A 15,978-nucleotide genomic window follows, 5' to 3' on the forward strand; every position below is an offset into this window, starting at 1 on the left:
AAATAAGTAAAATTTAATAATAGTACTTTCTTCGGGAACAGGTGCAAATCCTAACCGGCGGTAATAACCCGCGAGCGAATAGCTGATCTGGTGAAATTCCAGAGTCGACAGTATAGTCTGGCAGGGAGGAGAAGTTAAGATCAAGTATATTTTAAGGTTCCTGAAGTATTAACTTAGGGAGCCTTTTTTTAGTTTATTAAATGATGGTTGATTGATGGAGGGTGATGGAATGAATGATCAACAATATATGAAACAGGCTTTACGATTAGCAAAGCAGGCGCAAGGAAGGACAAGTCCTAATCCATTAGTAGGAGCTATAATTGTTAAAGAAGGGGAAATTATAGGCCAGGGGTATCATCATTACGCTGGTGGGGCTCACGCTGAAGTCAATGCATTAGAAGATGCTAAAGAAGAGGTTGTAGGCTCTACTATGTATGTTACTTTAGAACCTTGTACACATTATGGTAAAACTCCTCCTTGTACTGAAACTATTATTGAAGCTGGGATTAAACGAGTTGTAATTGCTATGAAAGATCCTAATCCTAAGGTAGCAGGTCAAGGGGTTGAAAGATTAAGACGAGCAGGGGTTGAAGTAGATGTTGGTTTATTAGCAGTTGAAGCTAAAGAATTAAATGAAATTTTTATTAAATATATTACGACTAAACGACCTTTTGTTATATTAAAGAATGCTGTAACTTTAGACGGGAAGATAGCTACTAAAACTGGTGATTCTAAATGGATTACCGGTACAAAGTCAAGAGAATTTGTCCATAAATTAAGGGATCAAGTAGATGCTATTTTAGTAGGGATTGGAACAGTCTTATCAGATAATCCTAGATTAACAACTAGGTTATCTCAAGGTGGTCAAGATCCAATTAGAATTATTTTAGATAGTAAGTTACGAATTTCTTCTGAAGCAAAAGTTATTAAACAAGAATCTAAGGCTAAAACAATAGTTGCTACTACTGATCAGGCTTCTTTAGAGAAAAAAGAAGAGTTAGAAAAAAATGGAGTTAAGGTAGTTAAGGTTGGTAATAAAGCAGTTGATTTAGAGCTATTACTAGAAGAATTAGGCAAGCAAGAAATTACCAGTTTATTAGTAGAAGGAGGTAGTCAAGTTAATGCTTCCTTTTGGGAGGCAAACTTAGTAGATAAGTTATATTATTTTATAGCTCCTAAAATTATAGGGGGTAGCGAAGCTATATCAGTAGTAACAGGTGCTGGAGTAGAGAAGGTTAAAGATGGAGTCAAACTTGATATTAAGACAATTAAAGAAGTTGGAGATGATATATTAATGATAGGTTATCCAGATTATAAGTAGGAGGTGTTGGTGTGTTTACAGGAATAGTAGAAGAATTAGGAATAATAAAAAGAATTAACCGAGGTAGTAAATCGATTGAATTAACTATTAAAGCTAATAAGGTATTAGATGATGTTCAAATAGGAGATAGCATTGCTACTAATGGTGTGTGTTTAACAGTGACTAACTTTGATCAACAGCAATTTAGTGTAGATGTAATGCCTGAGACAATGCGCAAATCTAGTCTTGGTCAATTAAAAACAGGAGATCAAGTTAATTTAGAACGGGCTTTGCAGGTAGGAGATAGATTAGGAGGCCATTTAGTTTCAGGGCATATTGATGGCTTAGGGGAGATTGTTAAAGAGCAAAGAGAAGACAAGGCAGTTATTATTTCTATTAAGCCTAATGCTGAATTATTAAAGTATATTATTCCTAAAGGTTCAATAGCAATAGATGGTATAAGTTTAACAATAGCCGAATTAAAAGATACTATTTTTTCAGTTTCTTTAATTCCCCATACTGCTGAAATTACTGTGCTAGGTAATAAAGGAGTAGGTGATCAAGTTAATTTAGAAGCAGATATGATAGGTAAGTATGTGCAGCGAATGATTGATTACCAAGAAGAAGAGAAGACTGGTAATGATATAGATAAGGATTTGTTAAGAAAGAATGGTTTTTTATTAGCTTAAGCTAGGGAGTGAATAATATGAAATTTAATACCATTGAAGAAGCAATTACTGATATTAAAGCAGGAAAGATGATAATTGTAGTAGATGATGAAGATAGAGAGAATGAGGGTGATTTAGTTCTAGCAGCAGAATATGCTACTCCAGAGAGTATTAACTTTATGGCTACTTATGCTCGTGGTTTAATTTGCACCCCAATGACTAGTCAGCGCTTACAAGAATTAGACTTGGAACAGATGGTAGAAGAAAATACTGATAGTCATGAGACTGCTTTTACTGTTTCAGTAGATTATAAAGATACCACTACTGGTATTTCAGCTTTTGAACGATCTCAGACTATTCAAGCTTTATTAGCTGATAATGTAGACCCATCTGATTTTAATAAGCCAGGTCATGTGTTTCCCTTAAAGGCTAAGGATGGAGGAGTATTAAGAAGAGCTGGGCATACGGAGGCAGCAGTTGATCTAGCTAGATTAGCCGGTTCTAAAGCTGCTGGAGTGATCTGTGAAATTATGTCTGATGATGGTACAATGGCTAGAGTGCCAGAGTTGATGGAGTTTGCTAAAGAACATAATTTAAAGATAATTACTATTGAAGATTTAATTAAATATCGAATGAAGCAAGATAAATTAATAGAACGTGTTGCCCAAGTAGATTTACCTACTAAATTTGGTGAATTTAAAGCTATTGGTTATGAGACTAAGATTGATGATAAATGTCATGTAGCAATTATTAAAGGAGATATAGAAAATAAAGAGAATGTATTAGTTAGAGTTCATTCTGAGTGCTTAACTGGTGATGCTTTAGGATCATTACGTTGTGATTGTCGAGATCAGTTAATGAAGGCTTTAGAACGTATTGAAAAAGAAGGTAGGGGAGTCGTTCTTTATATGCGCCAAGAAGGAAGAGGAATAGGATTAGCTAATAAACTAAAAGCTTATCAACTACAAGATGAGGGAAAAGATACTGTTGAAGCTAACAGAGAATTGGGATTTGATGATGATATGAGAGACTATGGTATTGGGGCTCAAATCTTAGCTGATTTAGGTTTAAGTAATATTCAATTAATGACTAATAACCCACGTAAAATTGTAGGGTTAGAAGGTTATGGTTTAGAAGTTACAAAAAGAGTTCCCCATCAGATAGTAGCCAATGATGTTAATAAAGATTATCTAAATACTAAAAAAGAAAAATTAGGTCATATGTTAAATCAAGAGCTATTAAGGAGGAATAAATAATGGAAAACATAGGTAAAGTATATGAAGGAGATTTAGTAGGTTCAGGTTTAAAATTTGGAGTTGTAGTAGGTAGATTTAATGAATTTATCTCTAGTAAATTATTAACTGGAGCTTTAGATGCTTTAAAACGACATAAAGTTGCTCAGGAGGATATTGAAGTCTCTTGGGTACCAGGTGCTTTTGAAATTCCATTAGTGGCAAGAAAGATGGCTAGTAGTGGAAATTATGATGCAGTTATTTGTTTAGGAACAGTAATCAGAGGTGATACTCCTCATTTTGATTATGTATGTTCTGAGGCATCTAAAGGAATAGCTAAAGCTAGTTTTGATACAGATTTACCAGTTATGTTTGGGATTATTACTACAGATACTATTGAACAAGCTATTGAAAGAGCAGGTACTAAAGCAGGAAATAAAGGTTGGGAAGCTGCAATGGGAGCTTTAGAGATGGCAAATTTAATGAGCGAATTATAATTAAAATTTCTTAGTAGAAAAGGGCTATCCAAGTGGATGGCCCTTTTCCAAAATTGAGGATTTAATCTTGTATAGGACTAGATGTTCTAGTTTCATAGTTGTGTCTATGCTGATCATCAAGACTAGTTCTACCATATATAGTGTGGGTGTGCCCATAAGGAGTTGGAATAGCAGGTCCTGTTTTTCCTTCGTACCTGTGTTGGTGGTTATCATTAACTGTAGTTGTACCTTGGTAATTATGATAGTGTGTGTTATTAGTATAAATAGGAGGGCTTGTAATTCCTCTATATCCGTGGCGATGTTGATCATTGTAGGAAGTAGTATCATTATAGTTATGCACATGTTCAGCTCTTGGACAGTCTGGATACCTTCTTCTATTTCTATCTCTGTGGTAATTTCCCATATTTCCCCTCCTTTCTAGTTTTATAATATGCTGGTAATAATTTAATGTTACTATTAATTATTCAATATAAATAAAATGCAAGGAGGAAGTAAGATGAAAGAGTTAAAGACTAAAGAAGAAACTAAAGATATACTAAAGAGATTAGAGCAAATATATCCTGATCCTGAAACAGAACTACAGTATAGTAATCCCTTTGAATTATTAGTAGCAGTAATTCTTTCTGCTCAAACAACAGATAAACAGGTTAATAAAGTGACTAAGGATTTATTTAAAGATTTAAAAAGCCCAAAAGATTTTGCTAGATTAGAGCCTCAAGAATTAGAAGATTATATTAGAGGGGTAGGATTATATCGAAATAAGAGTAAATATCTTGTAAAGACTTCACAAAAGATAATTAAAGATTATGATGGAAAAGTTCCACAAAGTAGAAGTGAATTAATGAAATTAAGTGGGGTAGGACGTAAAACAGCTAATGTAGTATTAAGTTGTGCTTTTGACAAGGATGCTATTGGAGTTGATACTCATGTTTTTAGAGTAGCTAATAGAATTGGATTGGCAGGTAGCGATAATGTAGAAGAAACAGAAAAAGAATTAATGCAGGTTATACCACAGAATTTATGGTCTTTGGCCCATCACTGGTTAATTTTTCATGGTAGAAATATTTGTAAATCTAGAACTCCAAAGTGTGACGAATGTATTATTAATGAATATTGTAATTATTATAATTAATTAGTTTAAGTCTTCTATTTCAAAAACAAAACTTAGTATTTCAGCGACAACTTCATAGAGTTCTTCAGGAATTTCTGCACCTAATTTTAATTGTAATAATACTTTTACTAGATCATCATCTTCCTTAATTGATATATCATTTTCTTGAGCTGTTTTAATAATTTCTTGAGCTAAATTTCCAGTGCCTTTAGCTATAACTTTTGGCGCGTTATCTTGAGTAATATTGTATTTTAAGGCTATAGCTTCTTTAGTATCTTTGTTTTCCATTATTCCCCTCCTTTAAATCGTTAAATCTATACTAGTAATTTCTAGTTTTTGCATCTTGTTATTTTTAAAATTTTTATCTGCTAATTTACAGTCAGAATAACTCAAATTATAATTTTTTTCTTTTAGTTTTTCTTTCAATCTATTTAACTTTTGTTTAATCAATTTTTTTGTTTCTGAATTATCAGTTAGAAATAAAGTATGAACACTTTTTTGTTTGATTTTTACTTTTACTTCAATATTACCTAAATTTGCAGTATTAACCGCAAAGGAAAATTTTAAACGTTGATCGTCTTTTTCTGATTCTTGATTATCTTGATCAATTTTTATCTGGACTAAATCGGCTTGTTTGCCAATTGTGATTGGAAGTAATAAGTGTAAAAAATTTGTTTCATAATTAATAGCTTTTAAGTTGATTAATTGATGGATTAATTTATTGTTGCTTTTAGTTTGATTTTTTGTAGCATTATTAAGTTCTTTTAGTAGATTAATTATTTTTTGTTGCTGTGGGTTAAAGTTTAAAGTCTTTATTGATTTTTTTATTTGCTTAGGAGTTGCTTTATGGTGATCAATTATTATTTTGTTAAGAATTGCTTTTAATTTTTTTCTACTTTTAGAATTTGTATTATTTTGTTGTTGAGTTTCTTTTGTTTGTTTTAAGTTTATTTGCTCTAAGAGTTGATTTAATCTATTATTTAGTTGTTGATGAGAAGATGGATACTCTTTAAATAGTTTAAAAAATTTAGAATTAAGAGGCAAATTTAGTTTTTTCAATAAAATTGCTATTTTAATTTTATCCTTAGTAGTTGCTGGCAGACTATTTTGTGTTTTTTGCAGAAAGTTATTAATCATAGCAAAAGTTTGTTTATTAAAAGGAAGATTATCTTTTAATAATTCTTTGGCAATTGATTTGTTATATTCTGTTGTATTCAAGGATAAGTTATGTAGTAAGGTAGTAATATTTAACCGTTTATAATTAAATTTATTTATATTTTTTGGAATAGAGTTTGACATTTTATCACTATCTGGGTTATACTGTTTTAGTGTCGATAGTTTGTTTATTTTCATGTTAAGCCCCCTTAAAATATCATATATATATATTCTTTATTTGGTTGAATAAACCTTTTTATATCTGGTTTTTTGGGTATGGAGTTATCCATAATTGAATTTATTAGGAGTTGGTATATGTGTTAGCAGTAGTAAATGAATATCACAAATCTAAGGGTAGTGATGGAAATATGAAAAATTTATTTATTTCTGTGGGATGTTTAATAATTGAAAATTATGCGCAGGTTATTCTAAAGTATAATGATCAATTAAGTCCTGAATTAAAACGCCAATTAACTTTATTAGTTAATAATCTACAGATTTGCACTCAACTGCAAAATAGGATTTCTGGCTTAGAAGAAGGTATTACTGAATCAAATGAAAAATTAGAGGAATTGCCATATGATTCAGAAATGAGAGAAGAAATAATTAAAAGAAAGAAAAGGTTAAATAAATCTTTAGTTCGAAAGGAAAAAAAGTTATCCCAATTAAACCAAGAGAATGTAAACTTTTTGCTTAGGTTAGGAAGACAATTTTATGAACAAAGGTTATTAGATGACAATGAAGAATTTAGCAAATTATATGATAAATTAGACTGTATAGCTGCTAATAAAGAGTCTAATAGTAGTGAAGATGATGGATTGGCTACTGATTTTGATATTAATATGTTTAATTTAAATAATTTAATGGCTAGTTTGATTTATTAGGCTTTATAGGAGGTTCTAAATGTTATTTTCTTCACAATCTCAGTTACAGTTGTTTACTAAGCAATCTAAAAAGGGACTTAGATCAATTGATGAACTTAAAGATGTAGCAAAAGAATGTAAACGATGTCAGCTGAGAACTAATTGTAAGAAGGTTGTTTTTGGATCTGGAAATAAAAAGGCTGAGTTGATGCTTGTTGGAGAAGGCCCTGGAAAGACTGAGGATAAAAGAGGAATTCCTTTTGTGGGACAGGCAGGTCAGTTATTAAATAAAATATTGGAGGCTGCTGAAATAAGAAGAGATAAAATATATATTAGTAATATTATTAAATGTCGTCCTCCTGGAAATAGAAAGCCGACTATAGAGGAAATGAAGAGTTGTTTATGGATTTTGGCCCAGGAAATAAGATTTGTTAATCCCAAGCTTATTGTTCCTTTAGGTTCGACTGCTCTTAGAGGACTGTTAAATCCTAATGGTAGTATTACTAGAAGAAGGGGTATTTGGGTAGAAAAAGAAGGGAAATATTTTTTACCTACTTTTCATCCAGCAGCATTATTACATGATAAGAATAAAAAGGAACCTACCTGGAAGGACTTTTTGAAAATAAAAAAAGCTTATAATAAATATTTGAAATTAAAGGCTGAAGGAAAAAAAGTTTAAAAAAGTGTATAAGATTTCTATTAAATGATAAACTATCTATTGAAATTTATTATTAAGATATAAATCAGAAAGTTCTTGACAATAGTTAATGCAGATGTTAATATAGTAAACGTCGCTTGAAAGGAGAAATCACTTTCTTTGGACAAGCAAGAAAAAAACAGAAAAAGTCTTGACAGTGATAAACTAATTTGTTAATATAGTAAATGTCGCTTAAAAAGACAAGAGACATTTGGTCTTTGAAAACTAAACAATGTAGAGTTTTGACTATCTAAGTCAGTTTCAAACTCTTATCCTTTATTCGGAGAGTTTGATCCTGGCTCAGGACGAACGCTGGCGGCGTGCTTAACACATGCAAGTTGTGCGAGAAAGTTACCTTCGGGTAACAAGTAAAGCAGCGAACGGGTGAGTAACGCGTAAGTATCTACCTTTAAGTCTGGGATAACTCTTCGAAAGAGGGGCTAATACCAGATATACTCCTTTGGAGGAAAGATGGTATTACTATTGCTTAAAGATGAGCTTGCGTCCCATTAGCTAGTTGGTGAGATAACAGCTCACCAAGGCAACGATGGGTAGCCGACCTGAGAGGGTGATCGGCCACACTGGGACTGAGACACGGCCCAGACTCCTACGGGAGGCTGCAGTGGGGAATCTTCCGCAATGGGCGAAAGCCTGACGGAGCAACGCCGCGTGAGTGATGAAGGCCTTAGGGTCGTAAAGCTCTGTCTTTAGGGAAGAACACTTTAGTAGTGAATAACTGCTAGAATTGACGGTACCTTTAAAGGAAGCCCCGGCTAATTACGTGCCAGCAGCCGCGGTAACACGTAAGGGGCTAGCGTTGTCCGGAATTACTGGGCGTAAAGGGTACGCAGGCGGTCTAGCAAGTCAGAGGTGAAATCCATTGGCTTAACCAATGAAGTGCCTTTGAAACTGTTAGACTTGAGAGCAAGAGAGGAAGATGGAATTCCTGGTGTAGTGGTGAAATACGTAGATATCAGGAAGAATACCAATGGCGAAAGCAGTCTTCTGGCTTGACTCTGACGCTGAGGTACGAAAGCTAGGGTATCAAACGGGATTAGATACCCCGGTAGTCCTAGCTGTAAACGCTGGATACTAGGTGTTGGAGGTTCAACTCCTTCGGTGCCGTAGTTAACGCTTTAAGTATCCCGCCTGGGGATTACGACCGCAAGGTTGAAACTCAAAGGAATTGACGGGGGCCCGCACAAGCGGCGGAGCATGTGGTTTAATTCGAAGCAACGCGAAGAACCTTACCAGAACTTGACATCCCTGTGATCGTTCTTTAACAAGAACTTTTCCTTTTGGAACACAGATGACAGGTGGTGCATGGCTGTCGTCAGCTCGTGTCGTGAGATGTTGGGTTAAGTCCCGCAACGAGCGTAACCCCTATTCTTAGTTGCCAGCATGTAGTGATGGGGACTCTAAGAAGACTGCCGCGGGAGCAACGCGGAGGAAGGTGGGGATGACGTCAAGTCATCATGCCCCTTATGTTCTGGGCTACACACGTGCTACAATGGTTTATACAGAGGGGAGCGAAGCCGCAAGGTGGAGCAAATCCCCAAAAGTAGACCTCAGTTCGGATTGCAGATTGCAACTCATCTGCATGAAGCTGGAGTCGCTAGTAATCGTGGATCAGAATGCCACGGTGAATCCGTTCTCGGGCCTTGTACACACCGCCCGTCACACCACCCGAGTTGGGGGCACCAGAAGTCACTGACCTAACTTTTAGAAGGAAGTGCCGAAGGTGTGCCCGATAAGGGGGGTGAAGTCGTAACAAGGTAGCCGTACCGGAAGGTGCGGCTGGATCACCTCCTTTCTAAGGAGTTAAACACGAAGATAGTCAATCCTACATTGTTTAGTTTTGAGAGACTAAAGAGTCTTTAAGGGTCTATAGCTCAGTTGGTCAGAGCGCACGCCTGATAAGCGTGAGGTCAGTGGTTCAAATCCACTTAGACCCACCAAGTTAATTATGGGGATATAGCTCAGTTGGGAGAGCGCCGCCCTTGCAAGGCGGAGGTCGTCGGTTCGAGCCCGACTATCTCCACCAATTTAAGAAGGTTGTACTTCTTAATTGCACCTTGAAAACTGCACAATAGCGATTAATCTAGATTAAACTAGTAAGGGCGTATGGTGGATATCTAGGCGCTAGAAGCCGAAGACGGACGTGGCAAGCTGCGATAAGCCTTGGTAAGCTGCAAACAAGTGATAATCCAGGGATTTCCTAATGAGAGCACTTAACATGGTAACCCATGTTATCTTAGAGCTAACTAGAATAACTCTAAGAGGGTAACGGGGCGAACTGAAACATCTTAGTAACCCTAGGAAAAGAAAGAAAATCGATTCCCTAAGTAGCGGCGAGCGAAAGGGGAAGAGTCCAAACTGTAATAGTGTATAAGCTTATGGGCATTGCTATTACAGGGTAGTAGGTCTATTATGATACTACCATAAAAGTATCATAGATATCTTTTAGTTAATTGAAGTAGTTGGGAAGCTACACCACAGATGGTAATAGTCCAGTAGATGAAAACTAAAAAGGATCTAAATAGCACCTGAGTACCATGAGTCACGTGGAACCTCGTGGGAAGCAAGGAGGACCATCTCCTAAGGCTAAATACTAACTAGCGACCGATAGTGAACCAGTACCGTGAGGGAAAGATGAAAAGAACCCCGGGAGGGGAGTGAAATAGACCTTGAAACCATATGCTTACAAGCGGTCAGAGGGCGTATGTGCCTGATGGCGTGCTTTTTGCTTAACGAACCGGCGAGTTATGTTAAGTGGCACAGGTTAAGCCAAAAAGGTGAAGCCGAAGCGAAAGCGAGTCTGAAGAGGGCGTAAGTCGCTTAGCATAGACCCGAAACCGAGTGATCTATCCATGGCCAGGATGAAGCATGTGTAATAGCATGTGGAGGTCCAAACCGCATTGACGTTGAAAAGTCATGGGATGAGCTGTGGATAGGGGTGAAAGGCCAATCGAACTCGGAGATAGCTGGTTCTCCCCGAAATAGCTTTAGGGCTAGCCTTAAGATTGCTATATTGGCTGTAGAGCACTGATTGGACTAGGGGCTTACCCAAGCTACCGAATCCAGTCAAACTCCGAAGGCTGATATAGAGAACTTAAGAGTCAGACTATGTGGGATAAGCTTCATAGTCGAGAGGGAAACAACCCAGACCGCCAGTTAAGGTCCCAAAGTGTAAACTAAGTGGCAAAGGAAGTGAGACTGCCTAGACAACCAGGATGTTGGCTTAGAAGCAGCCATTCATTTAAAGAGTGCGTAATAGCTCACTGGTCGAGTGGTCTTGCGCCAAAAATATACGGGGCTTAAGTTTACCACCGAAACTGCGGATTGGTTAATCCAATGGTAGGGGAGCATTCTATACGGGAAGAAGTAGTACCGAAAGGAGCTATGGACTGTATAGAAGCGATAATGCCGGTATGAGTAACGAGAAATAGGTGAGAATCCTATTCGCCGAAAGTCCAGGGTTTCCTGAGCAAGGCTCGTCCGCTCAGGGTAAGTCGGGTCCTAAGCCAAGGCCGAAAGGCGTAGGTGATGGATAGTCGGTTAAAAATCCGACACTACCTATTAGCATTTGAGTGAAGAGGTGACGCAGGAAGATAGGTTTGCCTGAGAACGGTATATCAGGTTGAAGCATCAAGGAGGATGATTTAGGTAAATCCGGATCATCATTAACTCTAAGGTGTGATCAGGAGTTTCTACGGAAACGAAGTAATTGATTCTCCACTGCCAAGAAAAACCTCTAACAAGTTAGTAGGTACCCGTACCGTAAACTGACACAGGTGGACTAGATGAGAATTCTAAGGCGCGCGAGAGAACCTTCGTCAAGGAACTCGGCAAATTAGCCCCGTAACTTAGGGAGAAGGGGTACCTCATTAGCGTTATGCGCAAAGAGGTTGCAACAAAGAAGCTTAGGCGACTGTTTACCAAAAACACAGGTCTCTGCTAAGACGCAAGTCGAAGTATAGGGGCTGACGCCTGCCCGGTGCTGGAAGGTCACGGGGAGATGTTAGGAACTTTGTTCTAAAGCATCGAACTTAAGCCCCAGTGAACGGCGGCCGTAACTATAACGGTCCTAAGGTAGCGAAATTCCTTGTCGGGTAAGTTCCGACCTGCACGAATGGCGAAACGACCTAAGCACTGTCTCGACGAAGGACTCGGTGAAATTGAAGTGTCTGTGAAGATGCAGACTACCCGCGACTGGACGGAAAGACCCCGTGGAGCTTTACTGCAGTCTGATATTGAATTTTGGTACACTATGTACAGTATAAGTGGGAGGCTTTGAAATCGGCACGCTAGTGTCGATGGAGCCATCATTGGGATACCACTCTTATTGTGCCGTGATTCTAACCAAGCGCTATAATCTAGTGCTGGGACAGTTTCAGACGGGCAGTTTGACTGGGGCGGTCGACTCCTAAAGAGTAACGGAGTCGCCCAAAGGTTCCCTCAGTGTGGTCGGAAATCACACGTAGAGTGTAAAGGCATAAGGGAGCTTGACTGCAAGACATACAGGTCGAGCAGGTACGAAAGTAGGGCTTAGTGATCCGATGGCTAAGAATGGAATTGCCATCGCGCAACGGATAAAAGTTACCCCGGGGATAACAGGCTTATCTCCCCCAAGAGTTCACATCGACGGGGAGGTTTGGCACCTCGATGTCGGCTCGTCGCATCCTGGAGCTGGAGCAGGTTCCAAGGGTTGGGCTGTTCGCCCATTAAAGCGGCACGCGAGCTGGGTTCAGAACGTCGTGAGACAGTTCGGTCCCTATCCGTCGTGGGCGCAGGATATTTGAGAGAAACTATCCCTAGTACGAGAGGACCGGGATGGACGTACCGCTGGTGGATCAATTGTCAACCATTGGCATTGTTGAGTAGCTAAGTACGGAACTGATAAGCGCTGAAAGCATCTAAGCGTGAAGCAGATCTCAAGATTAGATATCCCATGGAATAATCCAGTAAGATCCCTGATAGACTATCAGGTAGATAGGCCAGAGGTGTAAGTGTGGTAACACATTAAGCTGACTGGTACTAATAGAGCGAGGGTTTAATCTAGAATGACTATTGTGCAGTTTTGAAAGTGTAATAAAATATTCTGGTGGTGATTGCGGAGGGGTAACACCTGTTCCCGACGAACACGGATGTTCTAGTGTCCTAAGTGGCACAGGATGTGCCGGTTCGAAGGACCATCTCGAACACAGCAGTTAAGTCCTCCAGCGCCGATGGTACTATAGGGGCAGCCTTATGGGAGAGTAGGTCGCTGCCAGAATTAATTATATAATACCGTTCCCCGATAGCTCAGTTGGTAGAGCGAGTGGCTGTTAACCACTTTGTCGTAGGTTCAAGTCCTACTCGGGGAGCCAATTTATTTTTTGTAGTTTTTTATATAACTTTTTAATTATAGAAGTTAATATATTACTTTTAATTACCTGTATAATAGTTAGTTTTAAGGAGAAATTAAAATTAGAAGAAAAAATATTACTTTTATTAATTAGGAAGTGATAATTAATGAGATCAGACTTAAATTATTATCAACAGAGGCTTTTAAAAGAAAAAGAGAGAATTCTAAACCAGATAGAAGGTTTTAATGAAGATGGTTATGAGGGACTGAAGCATAATCAACGTTATTCAACTGGTGAGCTCTCTAAATATGATAATCATCCTGCTGATGTAGGTAGTACTACTTTTGAAAGAGGAAAAGATATAGGATTAAAAGATAATGCTAAGAGTATATTAATAATGATTGATGATGCTTTAGAGAAGGTAGAAAGTGGTCATTATGGTTTGTGTGATTATTGTGAAAAGGAAATTAATTCTGAGAGATTAGAAGCTATGCCTTATACTACTATTTGTGTTGATTGTAAAAGTAAATTAGAAGAACATGAAGAAATAAGTGATAGACCTCTTGAGGAAGGTATAGTTAATGATTACTTTGATACAGGTGGACATTTTAGAATAACAGATGATAGTGAAAATATAGTTTTTGATGGTGAGGATACTTGGCAATCATTAGCTTCTGTGGGGACTTCTAATACTCCATCAGATGTTCCAGGAGCTCATGGTTCTTTAGATAGTTATATTGATGCTGATGAAAGATCGTATCAAGAAATTTATGAAGAAAAAATGGAAGAATAAGAGATAAAAAATAACCTTTTCTGATTTTTATCAGAAAAGGTTATTTTTATATACAAATCAATCCAATCTGGTGGAGTGTTACCTCTAGAGACTAATGACTAATGGTTTCTGTCTCTTGTTTTTTGATGTTATTTATGCTAAAATATGAGTTGGTTTGATTGATTTATTTATAATATTATAGTGGATGGGGTTGAAAAGATGGTTATATTAATTGCTTTTTTGGTTACTTTAGTATTAGATCAATTAACTAAATATCTAGTAGTTAAAAACTTTACTTTATACCAGTCAATTCCAATTATAAAAGATGTATTTCATTTGACTTATGTTCAGAATAGAGGTGCAGCTTTTGGAATTTTACAGAATCAAGTTACATTCTTTATTGTAATAAGTATAGTAGTGATTGGATTATTAATTTATTTTTATCATGAATTGCCATTAGATAATTTTTGGAATCGTTTTGCTTTAGGTTTGGCATTAGGAGGTACAATTGGTAATTTAATTGATAGAGTAAGAGTAGGTTATGTAATTGATTTTTTAGATTTTAGAATTTGGCCGGTATTTAATATAGCTGATTCGGCTATTGTAGTAGGAGTATCTATTTTTAGTTATTGGATGTTAGTAATTGATGTTGATTAATTAGGAGTGATAAGATGGAAGAAGAAAAAGAATTTAGAATATCTGATAAAGATAATGAACAACGAATAGATAAATTTCTAGCTAATAAAAATGATGATTTATCCCGTAATTATATTCAAAAATTAATTAAATCTAACCAAGTAGTAGTTAATGGTCAAAGGATTAAGAAAAGTTATGAGTTAGTTGCGGGGGATAATGTTAAGTTAATAATTCCTGAGCCTAAAGAATTGGATTTAGAGCCTCAAGATATACCATTAAATATACTCTATGATGATAATGATATAATTGTAATTAATAAGCAACCAGATTTAGTAGTTCATCCTGCTCCAGGCCACGAAAGTGGAACTTTAGTAAATGCTTTATTGTATCATTGCGATAATTTATCAGGAATTAATGGGGTAATTAGACCTGGTATTGTTCATCGATTAGATAAAGATACTTCCGGAGCAATGGTAGTAGCTAAAAATGATGAAGCTCATATAGAGTTAGCTCGTCAATTTAAAGAAAGAGAAACTAAAAAGATATATACAACTTTAGTTTACGGTAGAGTAAGGTATAATAAGGGCCAAGTTGATGCGGCTATTGGAAGAGATCCATATGATCGTAAAAAGATGGCTGTTACCAGTAAAAATAGTAAAAAAGCTATCTCTTATTTTGAAGTAAAGAAGAGATATAGCGATTATACTTTAGTTGAAGTAAAGTTAGAAACCGGACGAACCCATCAGATTAGATTACATATGGATTATATGGGCCATTCTATAGTAGGAGATGAATTATACGGGCCCAAGCTAACTAAAACTAAGTTGGATGTTTCTAGACAAATGTTACACGCTCGTAAATTAGGTTTGTATCATCCTCGGACAGGAGACTGGATGGAATTTGATGCACCTTTACTAGATGATATGAAACAAGTACTAGATAATTTAGAATAATAGCTTGACAATTAGAAGTATTATCTGATAAACTGCGAATAGTAAATAAAGATTATCCTTTTAAATTAGTCCAGTGAGACTAAGAAGGGGAGTTATTGATAATAAACATAACTTTGCCCTCCTTCTTGCTGGCTTCAGTGAGAAGATTTTCTTTTTAAAGGAGGATTACTGGTGGAAGAATTAAAAGAAAAGAAAGAATTAATTGACGCAGATGGCATTAGAAGAGCCTTAACCCGGATTTCACATGAAATTATTGAAAAGAATGAAGGGTTAGAGGATATAGTTGTAATTGGAATTAGGACGAGAGGAGTTCCCTTAGCTAATAGAATCTCTAATAAATTAGCAGATATAGAAGGCGAAGAGGTATTAGCGGGTAGCTTAGATATTACACTCTATCGTGATGACTTAACTACAGTAGCCAATCAGCCAATTGTTCACAAAACAGAGATTCCTTTTGATATTACAGGAAAAAAGGTTATATTAGTAGATGATGTCTTATATACAGGCCGAACAGTTCGTTCAGCTTTGGATGCTTTAATGGATTTAGGACGTCCTCAGAATATACAATTAGCTATTTTAATTGATCGTGGTCACCGAGAGTTACCAATTAGAGCAGATTTTGTTGGTAAGAATCTTCCTACGTCTCACCAAGAGGTTATTGATGTTAACTTAAAAGAAACTGATGGATCTGATGCGGTTATTTTAAAAGAATATTGTGATTAAAAATAAAATAGAAGTCCCTTTTA

Annotated in this window: 14 protein-coding genes, 3 tRNA genes, 3 rRNA genes and 1 riboswitch; of the genes, 17 read left to right on the forward strand and 3 right to left on the reverse strand. The window is 36.6% G+C overall.

Going from position 1 to position 15,978, the window contains the following annotated elements:
• The first annotated feature begins 23 nt into the window (after positions 1 to 23).
• A riboswitch (FMN riboswitch) is annotated at positions 24 to 137 on the forward strand.
• 92 nt (positions 138 to 229) lie between these two features.
• Genes ribD through ribH form a run of 4 tightly spaced genes read left to right on the forward strand, consistent with a single transcriptional unit; the run spans position 230 to position 3,697 of the window.
• A complete protein-coding gene (gene ribD, locus HALHA_RS04380; protein WP_015326583.1) occupies positions 230 to 1,321 on the forward strand; it encodes a bifunctional diaminohydroxyphosphoribosylaminopyrimidine deaminase/5-amino-6-(5-phosphoribosylamino)uracil reductase RibD in 1,092 nt (363 codons plus the stop codon).
• Positions 1,322 to 1,332: 11 nt separating this feature from the next.
• Positions 1,333 to 1,989, forward strand: a complete 657-nt coding sequence (ribE, locus tag HALHA_RS04385) for a riboflavin synthase (protein WP_015326584.1) — start codon at positions 1,333 to 1,335, stop codon at positions 1,987 to 1,989.
• 17 nt (positions 1,990 to 2,006) lie between these two features.
• Complete coding sequence (locus HALHA_RS04390; protein WP_015326585.1) at positions 2,007 to 3,224, forward strand: bifunctional 3,4-dihydroxy-2-butanone-4-phosphate synthase/GTP cyclohydrolase II; 1,218 nt, start codon at positions 2,007 to 2,009, stop codon at positions 3,222 to 3,224.
• Positions 3,224 to 3,697 (forward strand): 6,7-dimethyl-8-ribityllumazine synthase, encoded by a 474-nt coding sequence (gene ribH, locus HALHA_RS04395; protein WP_015326586.1) that lies wholly within the window; start codon positions 3,224 to 3,226, stop codon positions 3,695 to 3,697. The genes HALHA_RS04390 and ribH overlap by 1 nt, the downstream gene beginning before the upstream one ends.
• Before the next feature lie 61 nt (positions 3,698 to 3,758).
• Here ribH and HALHA_RS04400 read toward each other — a convergent pair whose 3' ends face one another.
• On the reverse strand, positions 3,759 to 4,100 hold the full coding sequence (locus tag HALHA_RS04400; protein WP_015326587.1) for a YmaF family protein: 342 nt from the start codon (positions 4,098 to 4,100) through the stop codon (positions 3,759 to 3,761).
• 93 nt (positions 4,101 to 4,193) lie between these two features.
• Between HALHA_RS04400 and nth the strand changes: the two genes are divergently transcribed.
• The gene (nth, locus tag HALHA_RS04405; protein WP_015326588.1) at positions 4,194 to 4,829 is read left to right on the forward strand and encodes an endonuclease III; all 636 of its coding nucleotides are present in this window, start codon (positions 4,194 to 4,196) and stop codon (positions 4,827 to 4,829) included.
• Here the strand turns inward: nth and HALHA_RS04410 are convergent, their stop codons facing one another.
• Together HALHA_RS04410 and fliK are read right to left on the reverse strand one after the other, a co-directional pair.
• Positions 4,830 to 5,096, reverse strand: a complete 267-nt coding sequence (locus tag HALHA_RS04410) for an EscU/YscU/HrcU family type III secretion system export apparatus switch protein (RefSeq protein ID WP_015326589.1) — start codon at positions 5,094 to 5,096, stop codon at positions 4,830 to 4,832.
• A 12-nt stretch (positions 5,097 to 5,108) separates the two neighbouring features.
• Entirely contained in the window at positions 5,109 to 6,161 is a 1,053-nt protein-coding gene (fliK, locus tag HALHA_RS04415) for a flagellar hook-length control protein FliK (protein ID WP_015326590.1), read from the reverse strand.
• A 119-nt stretch (positions 6,162 to 6,280) separates the two neighbouring features.
• On the opposite strand from fliK, the gene HALHA_RS04420 reads away from it, so the two are divergent.
• The 12 genes from HALHA_RS04420 to pyrR all read left to right on the forward strand — a co-directional run bounded on the left by HALHA_RS04420 (position 6,281) and on the right by pyrR (position 15,955).
• Positions 6,281 to 6,847: a hypothetical protein gene (locus HALHA_RS04420; protein WP_015326591.1), complete on the forward strand. Its 567-nt coding sequence runs from the start codon at positions 6,281 to 6,283 to the stop codon at positions 6,845 to 6,847.
• A 19-nt stretch (positions 6,848 to 6,866) separates the two neighbouring features.
• The gene (locus HALHA_RS04425) at positions 6,867 to 7,505 is read left to right on the forward strand and encodes a uracil-DNA glycosylase (RefSeq protein WP_015326592.1); all 639 of its coding nucleotides are present in this window, start codon (positions 6,867 to 6,869) and stop codon (positions 7,503 to 7,505) included.
• 295 nt (positions 7,506 to 7,800) lie between these two features.
• A 16S ribosomal RNA gene (locus HALHA_RS04430) occupies positions 7,801 to 9,336 on the forward strand.
• A gap of 68 nt (positions 9,337 to 9,404) precedes the next feature.
• A tRNA-Ile gene (locus HALHA_RS04435) sits at positions 9,405 to 9,481 on the forward strand.
• Positions 9,482 to 9,491: 10 nt separating this feature from the next.
• Positions 9,492 to 9,567: transfer RNA gene (locus HALHA_RS04440), tRNA-Ala, on the forward strand.
• Positions 9,568 to 9,627: 60 nt separating this feature from the next.
• Positions 9,628 to 12,584, forward strand: a 23S ribosomal RNA gene (locus tag HALHA_RS04445).
• A 90-nt stretch (positions 12,585 to 12,674) separates the two neighbouring features.
• Positions 12,675 to 12,798, forward strand: a 5S ribosomal RNA gene (rrf, locus tag HALHA_RS04450).
• The 16S, 23S and 5S rRNA genes sit together here with 3 tRNA genes alongside, the layout of an rRNA operon.
• An 18-nt stretch (positions 12,799 to 12,816) precedes the next feature.
• Positions 12,817 to 12,892: transfer RNA gene (locus HALHA_RS04455), tRNA-Asn, on the forward strand.
• Between the two features lie 145 nt (positions 12,893 to 13,037).
• Positions 13,038 to 13,664: a TraR/DksA C4-type zinc finger protein gene (locus tag HALHA_RS04460; RefSeq protein ID WP_015326593.1), complete on the forward strand. Its 627-nt coding sequence runs from the start codon at positions 13,038 to 13,040 to the stop codon at positions 13,662 to 13,664.
• Between the two features lie 198 nt (positions 13,665 to 13,862).
• Positions 13,863 to 14,300: a signal peptidase II gene (lspA, locus tag HALHA_RS04465; RefSeq protein ID WP_041607658.1), complete on the forward strand. Its 438-nt coding sequence runs from the start codon at positions 13,863 to 13,865 to the stop codon at positions 14,298 to 14,300.
• A 14-nt stretch (positions 14,301 to 14,314) separates the two neighbouring features.
• Entirely contained in the window at positions 14,315 to 15,232 is a 918-nt protein-coding gene (locus tag HALHA_RS04470; RefSeq protein WP_015326595.1) for an RluA family pseudouridine synthase, read from the forward strand.
• A gap of 171 nt (positions 15,233 to 15,403) precedes the next feature.
• Positions 15,404 to 15,955: a bifunctional pyr operon transcriptional regulator/uracil phosphoribosyltransferase PyrR gene (pyrR, locus tag HALHA_RS04475; RefSeq protein WP_015326596.1), complete on the forward strand. Its 552-nt coding sequence runs from the start codon at positions 15,404 to 15,406 to the stop codon at positions 15,953 to 15,955.
• Positions 15,956 to 15,978 lie beyond the last annotated feature (23 nt).

This window comes from Halobacteroides halobius DSM 5150 (assembly GCF_000328625.1).
GTDB classification, from domain to species: domain Bacteria; phylum Bacillota; class Halanaerobiia; order Halobacteroidales; family Halobacteroidaceae; genus Halobacteroides; species Halobacteroides halobius.

Bases quoted from the DNA above. Each gene is read 5' to 3' on its own strand.
- ribD (WP_015326583.1), top strand. From the start codon at position 230: ATGAATGATCAACAATATATGAAACAGGCTTTACGATTAGCAAAGCAG.
- HALHA_RS04390 (WP_015326585.1), top strand. From the start codon at position 2,007: ATGAAATTTAATACCATTGAAGAAGCAATTACTGATATTAAAGCAGGA.
- ribH (WP_015326586.1), top strand. From the start codon at position 3,224: ATGGAAAACATAGGTAAAGTATATGAAGGAGATTTAGTAGGTTCAGGT.
- HALHA_RS04400 (WP_015326587.1), bottom strand. From the start codon at position 4,100: ATGGGAAATTACCACAGAGATAGAAATAGAAGAAGGTATCCAGACTGT.
- nth (WP_015326588.1), top strand. From the start codon at position 4,194: ATGAAAGAGTTAAAGACTAAAGAAGAAACTAAAGATATACTAAAGAGA.
- HALHA_RS04410 (WP_015326589.1), bottom strand. From the start codon at position 5,096: ATGGAAAACAAAGATACTAAAGAAGCTATAGCCTTAAAATACAATATT.
- fliK (WP_015326590.1), bottom strand. From the start codon at position 6,161: ATGAAAATAAACAAACTATCGACACTAAAACAGTATAACCCAGATAGT.
- HALHA_RS04425 (WP_015326592.1), top strand. From the start codon at position 6,867: ATGTTATTTTCTTCACAATCTCAGTTACAGTTGTTTACTAAGCAATCT.
- HALHA_RS04460 (WP_015326593.1), top strand. From the start codon at position 13,038: ATGAGATCAGACTTAAATTATTATCAACAGAGGCTTTTAAAAGAAAAA.
- lspA (WP_041607658.1), top strand. From the start codon at position 13,863: ATGGTTATATTAATTGCTTTTTTGGTTACTTTAGTATTAGATCAATTA.
- HALHA_RS04470 (WP_015326595.1), top strand. From the start codon at position 14,315: ATGGAAGAAGAAAAAGAATTTAGAATATCTGATAAAGATAATGAACAA.